This is a genomic window from Ensifer adhaerens (assembly GCF_028993555.1).
GTDB lineage: Bacteria > Pseudomonadota > Alphaproteobacteria > Rhizobiales > Rhizobiaceae > Ensifer > Ensifer adhaerens_I.
Genome location: NZ_CP118610.1, coordinates 1,085,037 through 1,101,115 on the forward strand (window position 1 = coordinate 1,085,037; position 16,079 = coordinate 1,101,115).

The 16,079-nt window shown below is 61.6% G+C and carries 17 protein-coding genes; 8 read left to right on the forward strand and 9 right to left on the reverse strand.

The features are described 5' to 3' along the window. The first annotated feature begins 41 nt into the window (after positions 1–41). Positions 42–527: a GNAT family N-acetyltransferase gene (locus tag PWG15_RS05155; RefSeq protein WP_275023412.1), complete on the forward strand. Its 486-nt coding sequence runs from the start codon at positions 42–44 to the stop codon at positions 525–527. A 125-nt stretch (positions 528–652) separates the two neighbouring features. Next, complete coding sequence (locus tag PWG15_RS05160; protein ID WP_275023413.1) at positions 653–2,080, forward strand: sensor domain-containing diguanylate cyclase; 1,428 nt, start codon at positions 653–655, stop codon at positions 2,078–2,080. 90 nt (positions 2,081–2,170) lie between these two features. On the opposite strand, the gene PWG15_RS05165 is transcribed toward PWG15_RS05160, so the two are convergent. Both PWG15_RS05165 and PWG15_RS05170 read right to left on the reverse strand, forming a co-directional pair. Continuing rightward, a complete protein-coding gene (locus PWG15_RS05165; RefSeq protein ID WP_275023414.1) occupies positions 2,171–2,425 on the reverse strand; it encodes a YjhX family toxin in 255 nt (84 codons plus the stop codon). A 175-nt stretch (positions 2,426–2,600) separates the two neighbouring features. Continuing rightward, on the reverse strand, positions 2,601–2,909 hold the full coding sequence (locus PWG15_RS05170; protein ID WP_275023415.1) for a DUF1294 domain-containing protein: 309 nt from the start codon (positions 2,907–2,909) through the stop codon (positions 2,601–2,603). Positions 2,910–3,067: 158 nt separating this feature from the next. Between PWG15_RS05170 and gatB the strand changes: the two genes are divergently transcribed. The 5 genes from gatB to PWG15_RS05195 all read left to right on the forward strand — a co-directional run bounded on the left by gatB (position 3,068) and on the right by PWG15_RS05195 (position 6,752). Further along, positions 3,068–4,570 (forward strand): Asp-tRNA(Asn)/Glu-tRNA(Gln) amidotransferase subunit GatB, encoded by a 1,503-nt coding sequence (gene gatB, locus PWG15_RS05175; RefSeq protein ID WP_275023416.1) that lies wholly within the window; start codon positions 3,068–3,070, stop codon positions 4,568–4,570. Between the two features lie 3 nt (positions 4,571–4,573). Further along, a complete protein-coding gene (locus PWG15_RS05180; RefSeq protein WP_275023417.1) occupies positions 4,574–5,074 on the forward strand; it encodes a GNAT family N-acetyltransferase in 501 nt (166 codons plus the stop codon). A gap of 125 nt (positions 5,075–5,199) precedes the next feature. Continuing rightward, complete coding sequence (locus PWG15_RS05185) at positions 5,200–5,670, forward strand: GNAT family N-acetyltransferase (RefSeq protein WP_275023418.1); 471 nt, start codon at positions 5,200–5,202, stop codon at positions 5,668–5,670. Positions 5,671–5,778: 108 nt separating this feature from the next. Then, positions 5,779–6,174, forward strand: coding sequence for an NADH:ubiquinone oxidoreductase subunit NDUFA12 (locus PWG15_RS05190; protein WP_104665671.1), 396 nt, complete (start codon positions 5,779–5,781; stop codon positions 6,172–6,174). A 125-nt stretch (positions 6,175–6,299) separates the two neighbouring features. Then, a complete protein-coding gene (locus tag PWG15_RS05195) occupies positions 6,300–6,752 on the forward strand; it encodes a DUF2155 domain-containing protein (protein ID WP_275023419.1) in 453 nt (150 codons plus the stop codon). A 68-nt stretch (positions 6,753–6,820) separates the two neighbouring features. Here the strand turns inward: PWG15_RS05195 and PWG15_RS05200 are convergent, their stop codons facing one another. The 6 genes from PWG15_RS05200 to PWG15_RS05225 form a co-directional block, all read right to left on the reverse strand. Continuing rightward, positions 6,821–7,750: a DUF2167 domain-containing protein gene (locus PWG15_RS05200; RefSeq protein ID WP_425536747.1), complete on the reverse strand. Its 930-nt coding sequence runs from the start codon at positions 7,748–7,750 to the stop codon at positions 6,821–6,823. A gap of 84 nt (positions 7,751–7,834) precedes the next feature. After that, positions 7,835–8,449 carry a leucyl/phenylalanyl-tRNA--protein transferase gene (aat, locus tag PWG15_RS05205; protein WP_275023420.1) on the reverse strand — a complete coding sequence of 205 codons (615 nt, stop codon included), beginning with the start codon at positions 8,447–8,449 and terminating at the stop codon, positions 7,835–7,837. A gap of 10 nt (positions 8,450–8,459) precedes the next feature. Continuing rightward, complete coding sequence (gene accC, locus PWG15_RS05210) at positions 8,460–9,803, reverse strand: acetyl-CoA carboxylase biotin carboxylase subunit (RefSeq protein WP_275023421.1); 1,344 nt, start codon at positions 9,801–9,803, stop codon at positions 8,460–8,462. A 12-nt stretch (positions 9,804–9,815) separates the two neighbouring features. Further along, the gene (gene accB, locus PWG15_RS05215) at positions 9,816–10,295 is read right to left on the reverse strand and encodes an acetyl-CoA carboxylase biotin carboxyl carrier protein (protein WP_275023422.1); all 480 of its coding nucleotides are present in this window, start codon (positions 10,293–10,295) and stop codon (positions 9,816–9,818) included. A 24-nt stretch (positions 10,296–10,319) separates the two neighbouring features. Beyond that, positions 10,320–10,766, reverse strand: a complete 447-nt coding sequence (aroQ, locus tag PWG15_RS05220) for a type II 3-dehydroquinate dehydratase (RefSeq protein WP_275023423.1) — start codon at positions 10,764–10,766, stop codon at positions 10,320–10,322. Positions 10,767–10,872: 106 nt separating this feature from the next. Beyond that, positions 10,873–11,640, reverse strand: a complete 768-nt coding sequence (locus PWG15_RS05225) for a DsbA family protein (protein WP_275023424.1) — start codon at positions 11,638–11,640, stop codon at positions 10,873–10,875. 235 nt (positions 11,641–11,875) lie between these two features. Here PWG15_RS05225 and PWG15_RS05230 point away from each other — a divergent pair, with 235 nt between their 5' ends. Beyond that, positions 11,876–13,033 carry a pyridoxal phosphate-dependent aminotransferase gene (locus PWG15_RS05230; RefSeq protein WP_275023425.1) on the forward strand — a complete coding sequence of 386 codons (1,158 nt, stop codon included), beginning with the start codon at positions 11,876–11,878 and terminating at the stop codon, positions 13,031–13,033. A gap of 155 nt (positions 13,034–13,188) precedes the next feature. Here the strand turns inward: PWG15_RS05230 and PWG15_RS05235 are convergent, their stop codons facing one another. Next, the gene (locus PWG15_RS05235) at positions 13,189–15,990 is read right to left on the reverse strand and encodes an Rne/Rng family ribonuclease (RefSeq protein ID WP_275023426.1); all 2,802 of its coding nucleotides are present in this window, start codon (positions 15,988–15,990) and stop codon (positions 13,189–13,191) included. Between the last annotated feature and the right edge of the window lie 89 nt (positions 15,991–16,079).

A 16,079-nucleotide genomic window follows, 5' to 3' on the forward strand; every position in this document is an offset into this window, starting at 1 on the left:
GAAGGCGATCAGCCACTCTCGTCGCGGAAGGAGCCCGCGTCATGCCCTTCATCCGCCATGCCCGCGCCGGCGATGTCGACCGGCTGACGGCGATCGGTCTCGCCGCTTGGCAATCCGCGATTGCCGGTCTTGCCGACGGCGAGCGAATGCGGCGTGTGGCAGAAGCCTCGTTTTATCGTTTTCTGTCCGATCACTGGTTGTGCGTTGTGCTCATCGAAGCCGAAGGCGGTATCCGCGGTTGGGTGGCGCGCGAGGACTTCGATAACGCGATCTCCGACCTGTGGATCGAGCCGGCGGCTCAGGGCAGGGGCTTCGGCGCGTTGCTGCTCGGTGAAATCGAACAGCGCATCGTTGCGGACGGGTTTGATATTGCCACCACCAAGACGCATGCGCGCAACGACCAGGCTGTGACCTTCTTCCGCAACCGAGGCTACGGGGTGAGCTGGCTTTCCACCGCCTATGCGCCGCAACTCGACGGTGATGTCGAGTTCATCGGCCTGAGCAAAGTCCTCATCGCGCAAGACTAGAACCGCCGACGCAACGCGCATCCGTGCATGGCTGCCATCCGGAAAGGGCTCTGGCCCATTCACGCCTCATTCATTAGGGCCATGAAATATGGGTCGACGTAGTGTGAGGGGGACGCTTGTTGCAAATGCTGGAGAAGACGGTCGTACGGCCGTTGGTTCTGAAACCCTTCCATCATTCGTGTTGGATTACCGCCCTCGGGGTGATCGTCTTCATCGCCTGTGTGCTTGGTATCCTGAGCCGCCCGGTTGGCATGCTGGCTTCCATCTGGCCGGCGAATGCGATCCTTCTCGGTCTTCTGATCAGAAATCCGTCGCTTGCCAGCCCGGCCGGCTGGTTGACCGCGGCATTTGCCTATGTGCTCGCCGATCTGGCGACCGGAGCGAACCTCAACCAGGCTCTCGCCCTGAACGCTGCCAACATGGCCGGCGTGGTCATCGGTTTCTTGCTCTTCAGACGCTTTTCCGCCGAGCATCGCCATTTGCGCCGAGCCCGCTCGGTACTTTACATGTTCGCAGCCTCCTCGCTGGCGGCGACAGGCGCCTCGCTCGTGGGCGCATTCGCCGTTCGCCTGTCGTTCGGTACAGCCGTGCCGGAGGCCTTCGTGGCGTGGCTTACGACGGAGCTGGTCAACTATGTGGTTCTGCTTCCAGTCTTCCTGACGGCACCACATCCTGACGACAATGGGCAGTCCCTATTTACGGCGACGACGGCGGTTCCCAGTAGTGCTTGGCCGTTCCTTTCCCTGGTCGTTTCGTGCGGCGCCGCGCTCGCCATCGGTGGACCCGGCGCATTCGCCTTTCCGGTGCCGGCGCTCCTTTGGTGTGCCCTGAGTTACGGTCTCTTCCCGGTGACCGTATTGACCGCAATCGTCTGTGTCTTGACGCAGATTGCCGTTGCATCCGGTGCGCTGCGCCTTGGCGTCAGTGGCGTAGCCGAGGCGACGTTGACGTCGACGCGGCTCGGAACCACGCTTCTCGCGCTCTGTCCCCTGACGGTTGCCAGCGTCGATGCCGCCCGTCGGGCGCTGATCGGGCGTCTCTCCCACGCCGTTGACTACGATTATCTCACCCAATGCCTGGCGCGTGCAGCCTTCATGGCGCGAGCAGCGGCATTGGTCGCAGCGCCAGCGGTCAGGAAAGGCGGGACGGTCGTGATGATGCTCGATATCGACCGTTTCAAGGTGATCAACGACACCTACGGCCATGCCGCCGGAGATCGCGTACTGATCGCCGTCGCTCGTGCCGTGCGAGCGGTGCTTCGGTCCGACGATCTCGTCGGTCGGCTCGGTGGCGAGGAGTTCGCTGTCGTGCTGGGGCGACAAACTCGGACTGACGCGCTCAAGGTGGCCGAGCGACTGCTCGAGGCCGTGCGCACACTCGAGATCGATCTGGACGACGGACTCAAGCTCGCTGTCACGATCAGCATCGGCACTGCTGAAGTTTCCGCTCACAACGTCGGCCTTGACGGATTGCTGCTCGCTGCGGACCGCGCCCTCTACCAGGCAAAGGACGCCGGGCGCGATTGCGTGCGGTGCGCTGTTTCCGGTGTTTGACGCGAGGTGAGGCTTCTCGGCGCTTCACCCCGCGTGAAGCGCCGACGATGCCGGGCACCATTCGATGCCCGGTATCGCCGTTTCAGCCGCTCAGCGGTTGTTGAGTTCGGAGCGCACCAGCTGCAAACCGCGTTCCGTGATGCGATAGGGCTTGCCGCCGGAAGACGAGATTGCCTTCTTGCGCTTCAGTTTGCGGAAAAGCTCCAGGTCGAATCCGGGGTAGACCCAGCCGTCACGGGTGAAGCAGCGGATCTCGGCGATCGCTTTGCTTTCGCGGATGATTTCGATGCGGCCGCCCTGGGCCAAATGATGAAGAATGCGCTGTTCAGCGCGCGAGATGTCCATGTCTGAATGTTCCGGAAAAGCGTTCCGAAGAACGCAGGAAAACGTTCCGCAAATCACAGGGAAAGCGGGGTGACGTTTCCGGCCCGTGCGCGCAATCAAGGGGACTGCGCGGACGGGCTTTACCGGGACTCAGGCGAAGAAGTGAACATCAAAACTCCAGAAAGACCCTGCTTTCCTAGAAGACGCTCGCGAGGACGTCAAGGTGTCCGTGCAACGCCAGGGTGCCGATCACGACCGCTGCCACCTGAAAAACGATGATGAGCGCCAGCCGGGTTCGGAAAGGTTCCTTGCGCGTCTTGTGGCGAAATATGTGCCGGGCCGCCATCGCCCCTGGACTTCCTCCCAGAAAAGCGACCGTCAGCAGCGTCTGTTCGCTGATACGCCAACGGCCCGCGCGCGCCGCCCGCTTGTCGAACCATAACAGCCCAAAGCTCAAGATGTTGATGTAGGCTGCGTACAGTACGAGTGCGGTGGCGGTCGGCATCCGCAAATCTTGGCGTAAGGGTGCTAAGCGATGGTTAAGCGGCGCGTCGTATTCGCGCTTGCCCGGAGATGAGGCCAGATGACGCCGAACAACTTGCACCGGCGGACCAATTGTTCTACCGAGAAACCAAGAATTCAGGCTTCAAAGAAGAGCATGATATGAGCATTGTCGACGTCCGCACCCCCGATCCGAAACGCTTCATCCCCGGCGCCACCGGCGACTGGGAGGTCATCATCGGCATGGAAGTCCATGCCCAGGTGCTGTCCAATTCGAAGCTGTTCTCGGGTGCCTCGACCGAGTTCGGCAATGCGCCGAACGCGAACGTGTCGCTCGTCGACGCTGCCATGCCCGGAATGCTGCCGGTCATCAACGAGGAATGCGTGAAGCAGGCGGTGCGCACCGGCCTCGGTCTCAAGGCCGTGATCAACAATCGCTCGATCTTCGACCGCAAGAACTATTTCTATCCGGACCTGCCGCAGGGCTACCAGATCTCGCAGTTCAAGGATCCAATCGTCGGTGAGGGCAAGATCATCATTTCGATCGGCCCGGACCGCCAGGGTCAGTTCGAGGATGTCGAGATCGGCATCGAGCGCCTGCATCTCGAGCAGGACGCCGGCAAGTCGATGCACGACCAGCATCCGTCCATGTCCTATGTCGATCTCAACCGCTCGGGCGTGGCACTGATGGAGATCGTCTCCAAGCCGGACATGCGTTCTTCGGATGAGGCCAAGGCCTATATGACGAAGCTGCGTTCGATCGTGCGCTATCTCGGTACCTGCGACGGCAACATGGACGAAGGCTCCATGCGCGCCGACGTCAACGTCTCGGTCCGTCGTCCGGGCGAAGGCTTTGGCACGCGCTGCGAGATCAAGAACGTCAACTCGATCCGTTTCATCGGCCAGGCGATCGAATACGAGGCGCGCCGCCAGATCGGCATCCTCGAAGATGGTGGCTCCATCGATCAGGAAACCCGCCTGTTCGACCCGAACAAGGGCGAGACCCGCTCGATGCGCTCCAAGGAAGACGCGCACGATTACCGCTATTTCCCGGATCCGGACTTGCTGCCGTTGGAATTCGACGATGCCTTCGTCGAGGCGCTGAAGGTCGACCTGCCGGAATTGCCCGACGACAAGAAGGACCGGTTCGTTCGCGACCTCGGCCTTTCGGTCTACGATGCCTCGGTGCTTGTCTCCGAGAAGTCGATCGCCGACTATTTCGAAGCGGTTGCCGAAGGGCGCGACGGCAAGATTGCCGCCAACTGGGTCATCAACGACTTGCTCGGCGCCTTGAACAAAGCCGGCAAAGCCATTGAAGAGACTCCCGTTTCGCCAGCCCAACTCGGCGGCATCATCGATCTCATCAAGGCCGAGACCATCTCCGGCAAGATCGCCAAGGATCTCTTCGAGATCATCTGGAACGAAGGTGGCGACCCGGCCGAGATCGTCGAAGCCCGCGGCATGAAGCAGGTGACGGACACTGGCGCCATCGAAAAGGCCGTCGACGAGATCATCGCCGCCAACCCGGACCAGGTTGCCAAGGTACAGGCCAAGCCTTCGCTTGCCGGCTGGTTCGTAGGGCAGGTGATGAAGGCGACCGGCGGCAAGGCCAACCCGCAGGCCGTGCAGGCCCTGGTCAAGGCCAAGCTCGGCATCGAGGAATAAACGATGTTCTTCGTACGGACGGCCAGTGAGCGTGATCTTGAAAAGGTTCGCGCCCTGCTGGTCGAAACGTGGCATGCGACGTACGACACCTTCTATGGGGTCGAGAAGGTCAACGAACTGACGGAGCGCTGGCATTCGCTGCCGGCGCTGAAAGCGCGGGTCGCGCGCAAGAACGCCGAGTTCCTTGTCGCAGACGATGGTCGCCAGATCGGCGGCATGGGTTTTGCTGCCATGTCCGACACGCAGGCCAAGACCGCCGTGCTGCATCAGCTCTACGTGTTGCCGAAGTTCCAGCGGCAGGGTATCGGCCGCGATATCTTCGCCGAGCTCGAGACCTGTTTCCCGGATGCCGAGCGCATGCGCGTCGAAGTGGAGCCGCAAAACCTGCACGCGCTTGCTTTCTATCGGGCACATGGCTTCGCCGAGGCTGGTGAGACGGCCAATTGCGGTGACGAGCAGTCCGGACTGCCGGCGATCATCCTTGAGAAGCAGCTTCTCGGTTAGTCGCTTTCCTCAGCCGACACCCAGTCCTGGCGCCTGTGGAAAACCCGGAAGGCGCCGGACTGTCATCAAGTTGTTGCCTCCCGATGTTTGGTCCGCTGCCGATGAACGATGTGAGCAGGGGAACCATGGACGCGACAACCGAACTCTTGATCCGTAAGGCTGAGCGCGAGGACCTGCCCGCTATTGTTGCGATTTTCGCCGGTGATCCGCTCGGCGGGCATGGCGACACGACCGATCCGGCCGCCTTCGGCGACTATGTCGCCGCTTTCGAGAAGATCACTGCGTCGTCGCTGCAAACGCTTTACGTGGCAGTTCTCGGCGAGGAAGTTGTCGGCACTTTTCAGACGGCGCTGCATACATCGCTTTCGGGTCGCGGTAGCTCGAGCCTGATCGTCGAAGCGGTTCAGACCCGCGAGGATATGCGCGGCCGTGGGATCGGCGAACGCATGATGCGCCACGCGATCGCCGAGGCGCGGGAACGAGGGGCAAAGAAGGTCCGGCTGACATCCAATGCGATGCGTAGCGACGCGCACCGCTTCTATGAGCGGCTTGGCTTCATGCGCAGTCATTTCGGCTTTGTCATGCCGTTGAAATGACGGCCTTTGCCTCGGAATCACTGGACAAGCCATGAGCGGCGGGGCATAAGCGGGAACATAGTTTTGGTATCTGGCCGCCTTCCCAACGGCCGGTCAAGGACGGCATCCATGAAGCTCCTGCTGCAGATTTTCACCTGGTGGAACGAACAGACGATCGGAACGCGCTTTCACACCTGGCGCCACGGTCAACGAGTCGGTCAAGACGAACTTGGCAATGTCTACTACCAGGGCGGCAAGGATTCCGAAGGCCGCACCCGCCGCTGGGTGATCTATAACGGCTACGCCGAAGCCTCCGCCATTCCGGCCGGCTGGCACGGCTGGATGCATCACCGGACCGACGTGTCGCCGGCCGACGAGAAGTACACGCCGCGCGAATGGCAGAAGCCACATCGTGCGAACCCGACCGGCACGGCCAACGCCTACCGTCCGCAGGGATCGATCGCAGCCACCGGCAAGCGCCCGCGCGTAACCGGCGACTACGACGCCTGGACGCCGGGTTCCTGAGAAAACTCTCTTCAGCGACGACGACGGGCCGCGGAATAGGTTCCTCGATCACGGCGCGGCCACAATTGATGGTTAGCGCCTGAAATCCATCGACGACGAACAGGGCACGCGGGAGACAGGCGACAATGGCAGGTTCTGATCTGCGCAAAGCAATCGGCCAAGGAGCACGGCGGTTGGGCTTGTCCCTGCTTGCCGCTTTGCCGCTGATTGCCTCGACGGAAGCCGTTGACGCGGCGCGCCTCTCCAATGCTGTTGCAGTCTTCTCCGGCATCGACAAGATCACCGGACGGATCACCACCTTCGACGTCTATATCGGCGAGACGGTCCAGTTCGGCGCACTCCAGGTGACGCCACGCGTCTGCTACAGCCGCGATGATACCGAAGCGCAAAAGATCACGACCTTCGTCGAGGTCGAGGAAATCACGCTCGACCGCAAGATCCGCCGCATCTTTACGGGCTGGATGTTTGCCGACAGCCCGGGCCTGAACGCTGTGGAACATCCGGTCTATGACGTCTGGCTGCAGTCCTGCAAAGCGACGTCCGATCTGCCGCCGCCGGATACCGCGGCGAAGCAGTAGTTCGCCAGGCTGCCGAACATGAGGGCGGCAGCCTAAGTTAATCCAACATACCGATCATCACCCTGGCGCTATGCGCTCGGCGGTTCCTTGCGGCCAAACAGGCCCTTGAAGAAACGCATGACGGCAGCGCCTGCAATCACGATCAGTACGCCGCCTTTTTTCAGAAAGGCCAGAGCAACAGCAAGCAAGCCGGCCTTGGCGGCGACCTTGGCGCCGGCGCCTGCGGCAATAAGGCCGGCCATTCCGTAGGCCGCGACTGTGTCGCCTTCCTTAAAGTCTGCGTAGGCCTGCCCGGCATCGAACTGCACCATGCCGGTCACACCCGGCAGTCCAGACTTGATCTCGTCGAGCTGGTCGATCCCCGAAATGAAGTTCATCTGCAACACGCCTTCTCTACTGAGAATGCGAACCGAGTAGTTCAGAGTGTGGGGCCCATTCGGATCCTTGCCGAAAATCAGGTCACGCGCCCAGTGCATCGTGTGCGTCCCCAGATCGTAATGAGGAGGGGACGCCCAGCCGACCAAAGTAATGGGATCGTAGCCCTGCTTTTCGCGCTCGATGTTGTTTTCGGCAGAAGCTTCCTTCAACTGTGCCAGCAGTTCGGTAAAATCGGTTGTCAGCGCATCCGCGTCCGAGACGTAGCCATCCTTCAGATAGTCGATGGCCGATCCCCAGGCCTTGTCGGAGTCCGGCGCGTATTTGGCCGGAAATACCATGCCGAGATAGCCCTCGGCAGAGCCGGGAGGGTTGCCCCATAGGTCGACGAGAACCTTCTTGGTGTCGGCAGGGTCCAGGAAATAGAAACCCGCGGGGATATCAAGCTGCGCATGGGCAGCAGACAAAGAGACCTTGCCCTGCTTGAAATCGAGTGACCCGACGATTGTCGAATACTCAGGAGGCAGGTTCGGTTCGCTGCCGAACATCTCGCGATATGTCTTTGCTTCCGCAACCGTGCAGGAAGCCATGAAAACCGACAATGCCAATATAAACTTGTTCATCCACGTGCCCTCGAAAACGTTCGGACTGTGGATGAACACAGGAGCGAAGTACATCTCCAGGTGGAGATATCCAACGAAGAGTATCTAGAAGGAAAGGTCTGGCGAGTTCATCGCGTTGCCGAGCATGATCTCGTACTCGGCCTTCGGAACGTCGACCGCTCCGAAGGATTTCAGATGCTCGGTCGTGAACTGGGTGTCCAGCAACTCGAAGCCTCGGGTGCGCAGGCGCTCGACCAGATGCACAAGGCAGATCTTTGAGGCGTCGGTGCGACGTGAGAACATGCTTTCGCCGAAGAATGCCGAGCCGAGCGAGACACCGTAGAGGCCGCCGACCAACATATCGTCTTCCCAGGCTTCGACGCTGTGGGCGTAGCCCATGGTGTGCAGCGTTGCGTAGAGGGTACGGATCTTGTTGTTGATCCAGGTCGTCGGGCGGTCAGGGGCCGGGGCGGCACAGCCTTCCATCACCGCCTCGAAGGCGGTGTTGAAGCGGATGTCGAAAGGTTTTCGGCGGATCGTCTTGGCGAGGCTACGGGAGACGTGAAAGTCCTCGAGCGGGATAACGCCGCGAATTTCGGGCTCGACCCAGAAAAGCTCCGGATCATCGGCCGAATCGGCCATCGGGAACAGGCCGATCGAATAGGCGCGCAGCAGCATGTCCGGAGTAATGTCGGGCTGCTTGCTGCGCGTCCCTTTCAATGTACGGTCCTTACTCGGACGTGGCGGCCAGATGCTTTTCCAGCCAATGGATATCGTAGTCGCCGTTGGCAATATCCTGATTATTGATCAGGTCCTGGAACAACGGAAGCGTGGTCTTGATGCCGTCGATGACAAATTCATCGAGCACGCGGCGCAGACGCATCATGCACTCGACGCGGGTGCGCCCGTGCACGATCAGCTTGCCGATCAGGCTGTCGTAATAGGGCGGGATGCGGTAGCCCTGATAGGCGCCCGAATCGACGCGTACGCCAAGACCGCCCGGAGCGTGGAAATGCGTGATCGTGCCCGGGGAGGGGACGAAGGTGCGCGGATCCTCGGCGTTGATACGGCACTCGATGGCGTGTCCGGAGAACACGATATCTTCCTGCTTGACCGAAAGACCGCCGCCGGAAGCGACGCGGATCTGCTCGTGCACGAGATCGATACCGGTGATCGCCTCGGTGATCGGATGCTCGACCTGAAGACGGGTGTTCATTTCGATGAAATAGAACTCGCCGTTTTCGTAGAGGAACTCGATCGTGCCGGCGCCGCGATACTTCAGCTTCTTCATCGCTTCGGCGCAGATCTGGCCGATCTTCATGCGCTGATCGACATTGAGGGCCGGGGAGTTTGCTTCTTCCCAAACCTTCTGGTGACGACGCTGCAGCGAGCAATCGCGTTCGCCGAGGTGCACCGCATTGCCGGCGCCATCGCCGACGATCTGGACTTCGATGTGGCGCGGCTTGCCGAGGTACTTTTCCATGTAGACGGCGTCGTTGCCGAAGGCCGCAAGGGCCTCGGAACGCGCAGTCGCGACAGCTTCCTCGAGGTCGGCTTCGCTGCGGGCGACTTTCATGCCGCGGCCACCGCCGCCGGCGGTCGCCTTGATCAGCACGGGGAAGCCGATCTTGCGGGCGACTTCAAGCGCGTTCTCCGGCTTTACCTCGCCGTCGGAGCCCGGAACGACCGGGATACCAAGTTCCTGCGCCGTCTTCTTGGCGGTGATCTTGTCACCCATGATGCGGATGTGTTCCGCAGTCGGGCCGATGAAGGTGATGTCGTGCGCTTCGAGGATTTCGGCGAACTTGGCGTTTTCCGACAGGAAGCCGTAGCCGGGATGCACGGCGTCGGCACCGGTGATTTCGCAGGCGGCGACGATCTGGTGAATGTTCAGATAGCTATCGCGCGAAGGTGGCGGGCCGATGCAGACGCTCTCGTCGGCGAGGCGCACATGCATGGCGTCGGCGTCGGCCGTAGAATGAACGGCAACCGTGGCAATGCCGAGCTCCTTGCAGGCGCGCAGCACGCGAAGGGCGATTTCGCCGCGATTGGCAATGAGAATTTTCGAGATCATCGCCGCGCCGCCTTATTCGATTACGATCAGCGGTTCGCCATATTCGACGGGGGCTGCGTCCTGGACGAAGATTTCGGTGACCTTGCCCGAGCGCGGAGCCGGGATCTGGTTCATCGTCTTCATCGCCTCGATGATCAGGATCGTCTGGCCTTCCTTGACGGTGGCGCCGACTTCAACGAAGGGGCGGGCGCCCGGGGCCGGAGACAGATACGCCGTGCCGACCATCGGTGCGGTGACGGCGTTCTTCGATGCGCGGGCGCTCTCAGCGGCCGGGGCGGCGACAGCGTTCGCCGGGGCGGCTGCAGCGACAGGGAGCTGATAGGCCGGCATCTGCGGCATGGCCATCGGCATTGCCACCGGCGTACCGTTGCGCGAGACGCGAATGCGCAGGTCGTCCTGCTCGACTTCGATCTCGGTCAGATCGGTGTCCTTGAGAATGTTGGCGAGATCGCGGATCAGCGCCTGGTCGATACCTGGTTTCTTGTCAGCCATGAATATGAGCCTCTTGTGTTCTTTTTATTTCGACGGATTTGTCAGGTTCTTTAGCGCATGCAGCGCAAGAATGTAACTCTGCGCGCCGAAGCCGCAGATGACGCCTTTGACAGCCGGTGCGATCATCGACTTGTGACGGAATTCCTCGCGCGCATGAATGTTCGAGAGGTGGAGCTCGACGACCGGAATGCCGATGGCGCGGATGGCGTCGTGAAGGGCGATCGACGTGTGGCCGTATGCTGCCGGATTGATCGCTACCCCGGCGGCGATGCTTCCGGCTTCATGCAGCCAGTCGACCAGCGTGCCCTCGTGGTTCGATTGGCGAAAATCGACCTCGAGGCCGAGCGCCTTGCCCTCCGCCTTGCACATGGCCTCGATATCGGCGAGCGTGTGGCCGCCATAAATACCCGGTTCGCGCTTGCCCAGCGCATTCAGGTTGGGGCCGTTCAGCACGAAAATGGTCGATGGCATAAGGGATTCCGGTCCGGTGATGGAGGGTTACCTATAGACTGATGGTCCCGCGAGGAAAAGCCCTTTGGGCCCCCGCGGGATTTGTCCACAGTCATGGGAAGGTTTGTCAGCAGGCGGTCTTGCCGCATTCGCGCATATTGGACACCTTGCCCTCGATCTCTTCGGCACCAACGGCACCGAAGACCGCCTCATTACCAATGACGTAGGAGGGCGTGCCGGTGATGCCGAGATCGTTGGCAAGGCTATAGGCCTCGCGTACGGCCGCGTCGTGCGGCTCCTTTTCCATCTTGGCGCGCAGATCCTTCTCGGAGACGCCGAGCTTGGCAGCGACTGCAAGGGCTGTTTCTTCCGTCGCACGATCTTCGCCGCCGAGCAGGGCACGGTGGAAGTCGCCGTACTTCTCCGGCGCGACGAGACGGAACGCGGCGCTCACCTTGTGTGCCGCCAGGGAGTCCGGGCCGAGGATCGGCAGTTCCTTCAGCACGAAGCGGACGTTCTTGTCCTTGGCGAGGATGTCATCCATGTCGGAGAGGGCGCGTTTGCAGTAGCCGCAGTTGTAGTCGTAGAACTCGACGATGGTGACATCGCCCTTGGGATTGCCCAGCACCATGTCGTAGTCGGAGTTGAAGATCGCCTTCTTGTTTTCGGTGATCGCGCTTTCCGCCGCTTCCTGTTGCTTGGCGCGCTGCTTCGTCGTCAGCGCCTCCTGGACTTCAAGCATGATCTCCGGATTGGCGATCAGGTACTCCTTGATGAACGCGCCGATCTCTTCCTTCTGCTTTGCATCGAGCGCAAACGCACTTTGCGGCAGGCTGACCCCGGCTACGAGCGCTGCGAGCGTCCCGGCGGCAATCATCTTGGTGCTGAAATTCATTTTTACCTCGTTGTCCTTGCGTTTCCTGTGTGTCTTTCATCCCCCGTCGTTACGTCAACCGGCAGTTCTGAAAGTCAAGCAGGAATCCTCGTATCCGCTACATGCTGGCAGCATAGGGTGGGTGCTGCGGAAACGAAACGTCAAAATCGGCGGAAATACGGCACTCGCGGACTTGTGAAGGTCAATTTCATCGGGCAAAGGGGCTGGAGAACAGCCGCTTATCGAGGATTTTCCGTTGGTAGACTTGTCAAAACGCAGCGCCGTCGAGCCTTTTCACGCGATGGATGTGCTGGCGGAGGCGACCCGCCGCCGTGATGCCGGCCACCCGGTGATCTCGATGGCCGTCGGGCAGCCCGCCCATCCCGCGCCGCAGGCGGCATTGGATGCCGCCCGCAAGGCTCTGCAACATGGGCGCCTTGGCTATACCGACGCGCTTGGCACGCTGTCGTTGCGAACCGCGATCGCCCGCCACTATCAGAAGCGCCACGGCATCACGCTCGATCCGCAGCGGGTGGCTGTCACCACGGGATCGTCCGCCGGCTTCAATCTCGCCTTCCTTGCGCTCTTCGATCCGGGCGACTGTGTCGCCATCGCACGGCCAGGCTATCCGGCCTACCGCAACATCCTCGCAGCTCTCGGTCTGACGGTGGTCGAGGTCGAGGCCAATGCCGAGACTGGTTTCACGCTGACGCCGGAAAGCCTGAAGCGCGCCGCCGCAAAGGTCGGCCGGCCGCTGAAGGGCGTGCTGCTGGCCAGCCCGGCGAACCCGACCGGCACGGTGACCGGCAAGGCCGGGCTCAAGGCGCTCGCCGACTATTGCCGCGCAGAAAAGATCGCCTTCATCTCCGACGAGATCTATCACGGCCTGACCTTTGCCGGCGAAGAGGCAAGCGCGCTGGAGGTTACCGACGAAGTGGTCGTCATCAATTCCTTCTCCAAGTATTACTGCATGACCGGATGGCGCATCGGGTGGATGGTCTTGCCCGCCGACAAGGTGCGCGGTTTCGAACGTATCGCCCAGAGCCTTTACATATCGCCGCCGGAGCTGTCGCAGATCGCCGCCGAGGCGGCACTCGACGCGCATGAGGAACTCGACCGCTACAAGGCCGCCTATGCGGCCAATCGGGAGATGCTCTTGAAGCGGTTGCCGGAGATCGGCTTCTCGATCGCCTCGCCGATGGATGGCGCCTTCTACGCCTATGCCGATGTCAGCCGCTTCACCAATGACAGCATGGCTTTTGCCCGGCGGATGCTCGCCGAGATCAATGTCGCGGCAACGCCGGGATTCGATTTCGATCCCCTGGAAGGGCATCGCACGATGCGCTTTTCCTATGCCGGCGCAGAGGCCGACATGGTCGAGGCGATAGACAGGATCGCGCGCTGGCTTGCCTGATTGCCCGACTGGACGGGCAGGGGGCGAAGACGCCCCATTCGTAAAAGAAAAGGCCCGGAGCGATCCGGGCCTTTCTGTTTATGATCTTTCGCGTTCAACGCTTCGAGCCTTCAGGGTCCCGGTTCGACTTCGAGCCGGGACCAAAGGGCGACTTCTTAGAAGAAGCCGCGGCGCTGCCACCAGCCGCCCTTCTTGGGCTTGGTCGGGTCTTCTTCTTCGCCTTCGGCCTTCGGAGAGCTCGAGGTGACGACGGGCTCTGAGGCGATCTTCGAAAGGTCGCGGTTCGCGCGCGCCGGCTTGGTTTCCGCGAGGTCAGCCGCAGCCTCTTCCACTGCCTCGGCGGCGACGTCGACGCCTGCTGGCTGGTCTTCGATAGCCGCCTGAGCGGCGTCATCGACGGTTGCGACCGGTTCTTCGGCCTTTACAGCCTTCTTGCGGGTCCGCTTCGGCTTGGCCGGCTTGGCTTCGACGACCTCGGCCTCCGCGACGACTTCCACGGTTTCCTCGACGGCGACGGCTACTTCGATCTCCGCGGCAACAACCGGTGTTTCCACGGCTTCGGGTTCGTCGGCGTCATCGCCTTCGGCATCAGCCTCGAGCTGGCCTTCGCCTTCACCTTCGCCCTCCGGGCGGTTGCGGCGGCCGCCGCGCTTCCCGCGGCGGCGGCGCTTGCGCTTCTGCTCGCCGTCAGCGGTCGTGGCTTCGGCATCGACGCCTTCGTCGTCCGCATCACCTTCGTCGGCATCGTCATCCACATCGCCTGCCGCTTCGGACGACTGGCTAGCGGCACCTTCTGCCTGCTGGCCACCCTTGCCGCGACGGCGGCGCCGGCGCTTGCGCTTGCGTCCACCCTGGTCGTCGGAGGACTGGGCAGCCTTCGGCTGCTCCTGACGCTGCTCACTGACGACTTCTTCGGCTTCTTCTTCGTCGAGATCCTCTTCGATCACGACGTCATCTTCTTCCGGCTCCGGCTCGAAGTGCAGGAGTTGCTCGATCTTGACCGGGTTTTCGACCGGTTCGCCGCGATCGATCGCAAAATGCTGCGCACCGACATGGGCGTCCGCCTCGATGATGATCGAGACGCCGAAGCGGGCTTCGTAATCCATGATCGTGCCACGCTTCTGGTTGAGCAGGTAGAGCGCGATATCGGGGATCGTGCGCACGGTGATGTCGTGCGTGGTGTTCTTGAGCAGATATTCTTCGATGCCGCGCAGTACATGCAGGGCAACGGAGGACTGCGAGCGAACATGACCCGTGCCGTTGCAGTGCGGGCAGGTCTGCATCGTCGATTCGAGCACCGAGGCGCGAATGCGCTGGCGCGACATTTCGAGCAGGCCGAAATGCGAGATGCGTCCGACCTGGATGCGGGCGCGATCGTTCTTGAGGCAGTCCTTCAGCTTCTTCTCGACGGCGCGGTTGTTGCGCTTTTCTTCCATGTCGATGAAGTCGATGACGACGAGGCCGGCAAGGTCTCGCAGGCGCAGCTGGCGGGCCACTTCTTCGGCGGCTTCCAGGTTCGTCTGCAGCGCGGTGTCTTCGATCGAGTGCTCTCGCGTCGAGCGACCGGAGTTGACGTCGATCGAAACCAGCGCCTCGGTCTGGTTGATGATGATGTAGCCACCGGACTTCAACGTCACCTGCGGCTGCAGCATGCGGTCGAGCTGCGCTTCGATGCCGGAGCGCGAGAAGATCGGGTGGACGTCGCGGTAGGGCTGAACCACCTTGGCGTGGCTCGGCATCAGCATCTTCATGAAGCCCTTGGCTTCCTTGTAGCCTTCCTCGCCGGAAACGATGATCTCGCCGATATCCTTGTTGTAGAGATCGCGGATCGAGCGCTTGATCAGGCTGCCTTCCTCATAGACGAGGCAGGGGGCCGTGGAGTTGAGCGTCAGTGTGCGGACGTTCTCCCACAGGCGCATCAGGTATTCGAAGTCGCGCTTGATCTCGACCTTGGTGCGGTTGGCACCGGCGGTGCGCAGGATGACGCCCATGCCCTGCGGTACTTCGAGGCCGCGCGCGATTTCCTTCAGGCGCTTGCGGTCCTGCAGGTTGGTGATCTTGCGGGAGATGCCGCCGCCGCGTGCGGTATTCGGCATCAGGACAGAGTAGCGGCCGGCCAGCGACAGGTAGGTCGTCAGCGCTGCGCCCTTGTTGCCGCGCTCTTCCTTGGCGACCTGAACCAGCAGGATCTGGCGACGCTTGATGACTTCCTGGATGCGATACTGCTTGCGCGGCTTGCGGACTTGGCGATCCGGAACCTCTTCCATGGCGTCTTCGGCGCCCACGGATTCGATGATTTCCTTTTCGCCATCGTGGCTGTCGTCATCATCATCGTCGTCGTCGTGGCGACGGCGGCTGTCGACGTCCTCTGAGATCGCGTCGGTATCGACCATCGCGGCCATTTCGCCGCCGTTGCTTTCATCGCCATCGACGGAAGCGGCGGCTGCTTCTTCTGCAGCCTTTGCCTTGGTCTTGCGCGTGCGCTTCGGCTTCGCCTTGGGCTTTTCGGCCGGCACTTCCTCTTCGACCACCGGTTCAGCGGCGACGGCTTCCGCCGGCTGCGCCTCGACTTCGGTCTCCGTCACAACCTCGAGGTCGACGGGAACGGAAAGTTCGCTTGCCGGCGCCGGCGCGGTCTCGACATGTTCGATGTCGTCGTCGCGCCGTGCTTCTTCGGCTTCGGCCTTCAGCAGCGCCTGACGGTCTGCAAGGGGGATCTGGTAGTAGTCGGGATGAATTTCGGCAAAGGCCAGAAATCCGTGGCGGTTACCGCCGTAGTCGACGAAGGCGGCCTGCAGCGAAGGCTCCACTCTGGTGACCTTCGCCAGATAGATATTGCCGCGGATTTGCTTCTTATGTTCCGACTCGAAGTCGAACTCTTCTATGCGGTTCCCGCGTACGACAACGACGCGCGTCTCCTCGGAGTGAGACGCATCGATAAGCATTTTCTCTGCCATCTAAGCTGTGCTCCTCGGCGCACCAGCGGGACGGGAGACAGACCTGCTTCCTTGGGAAGACTGCCAAACACGTCGGAAGGTGCGCCGGA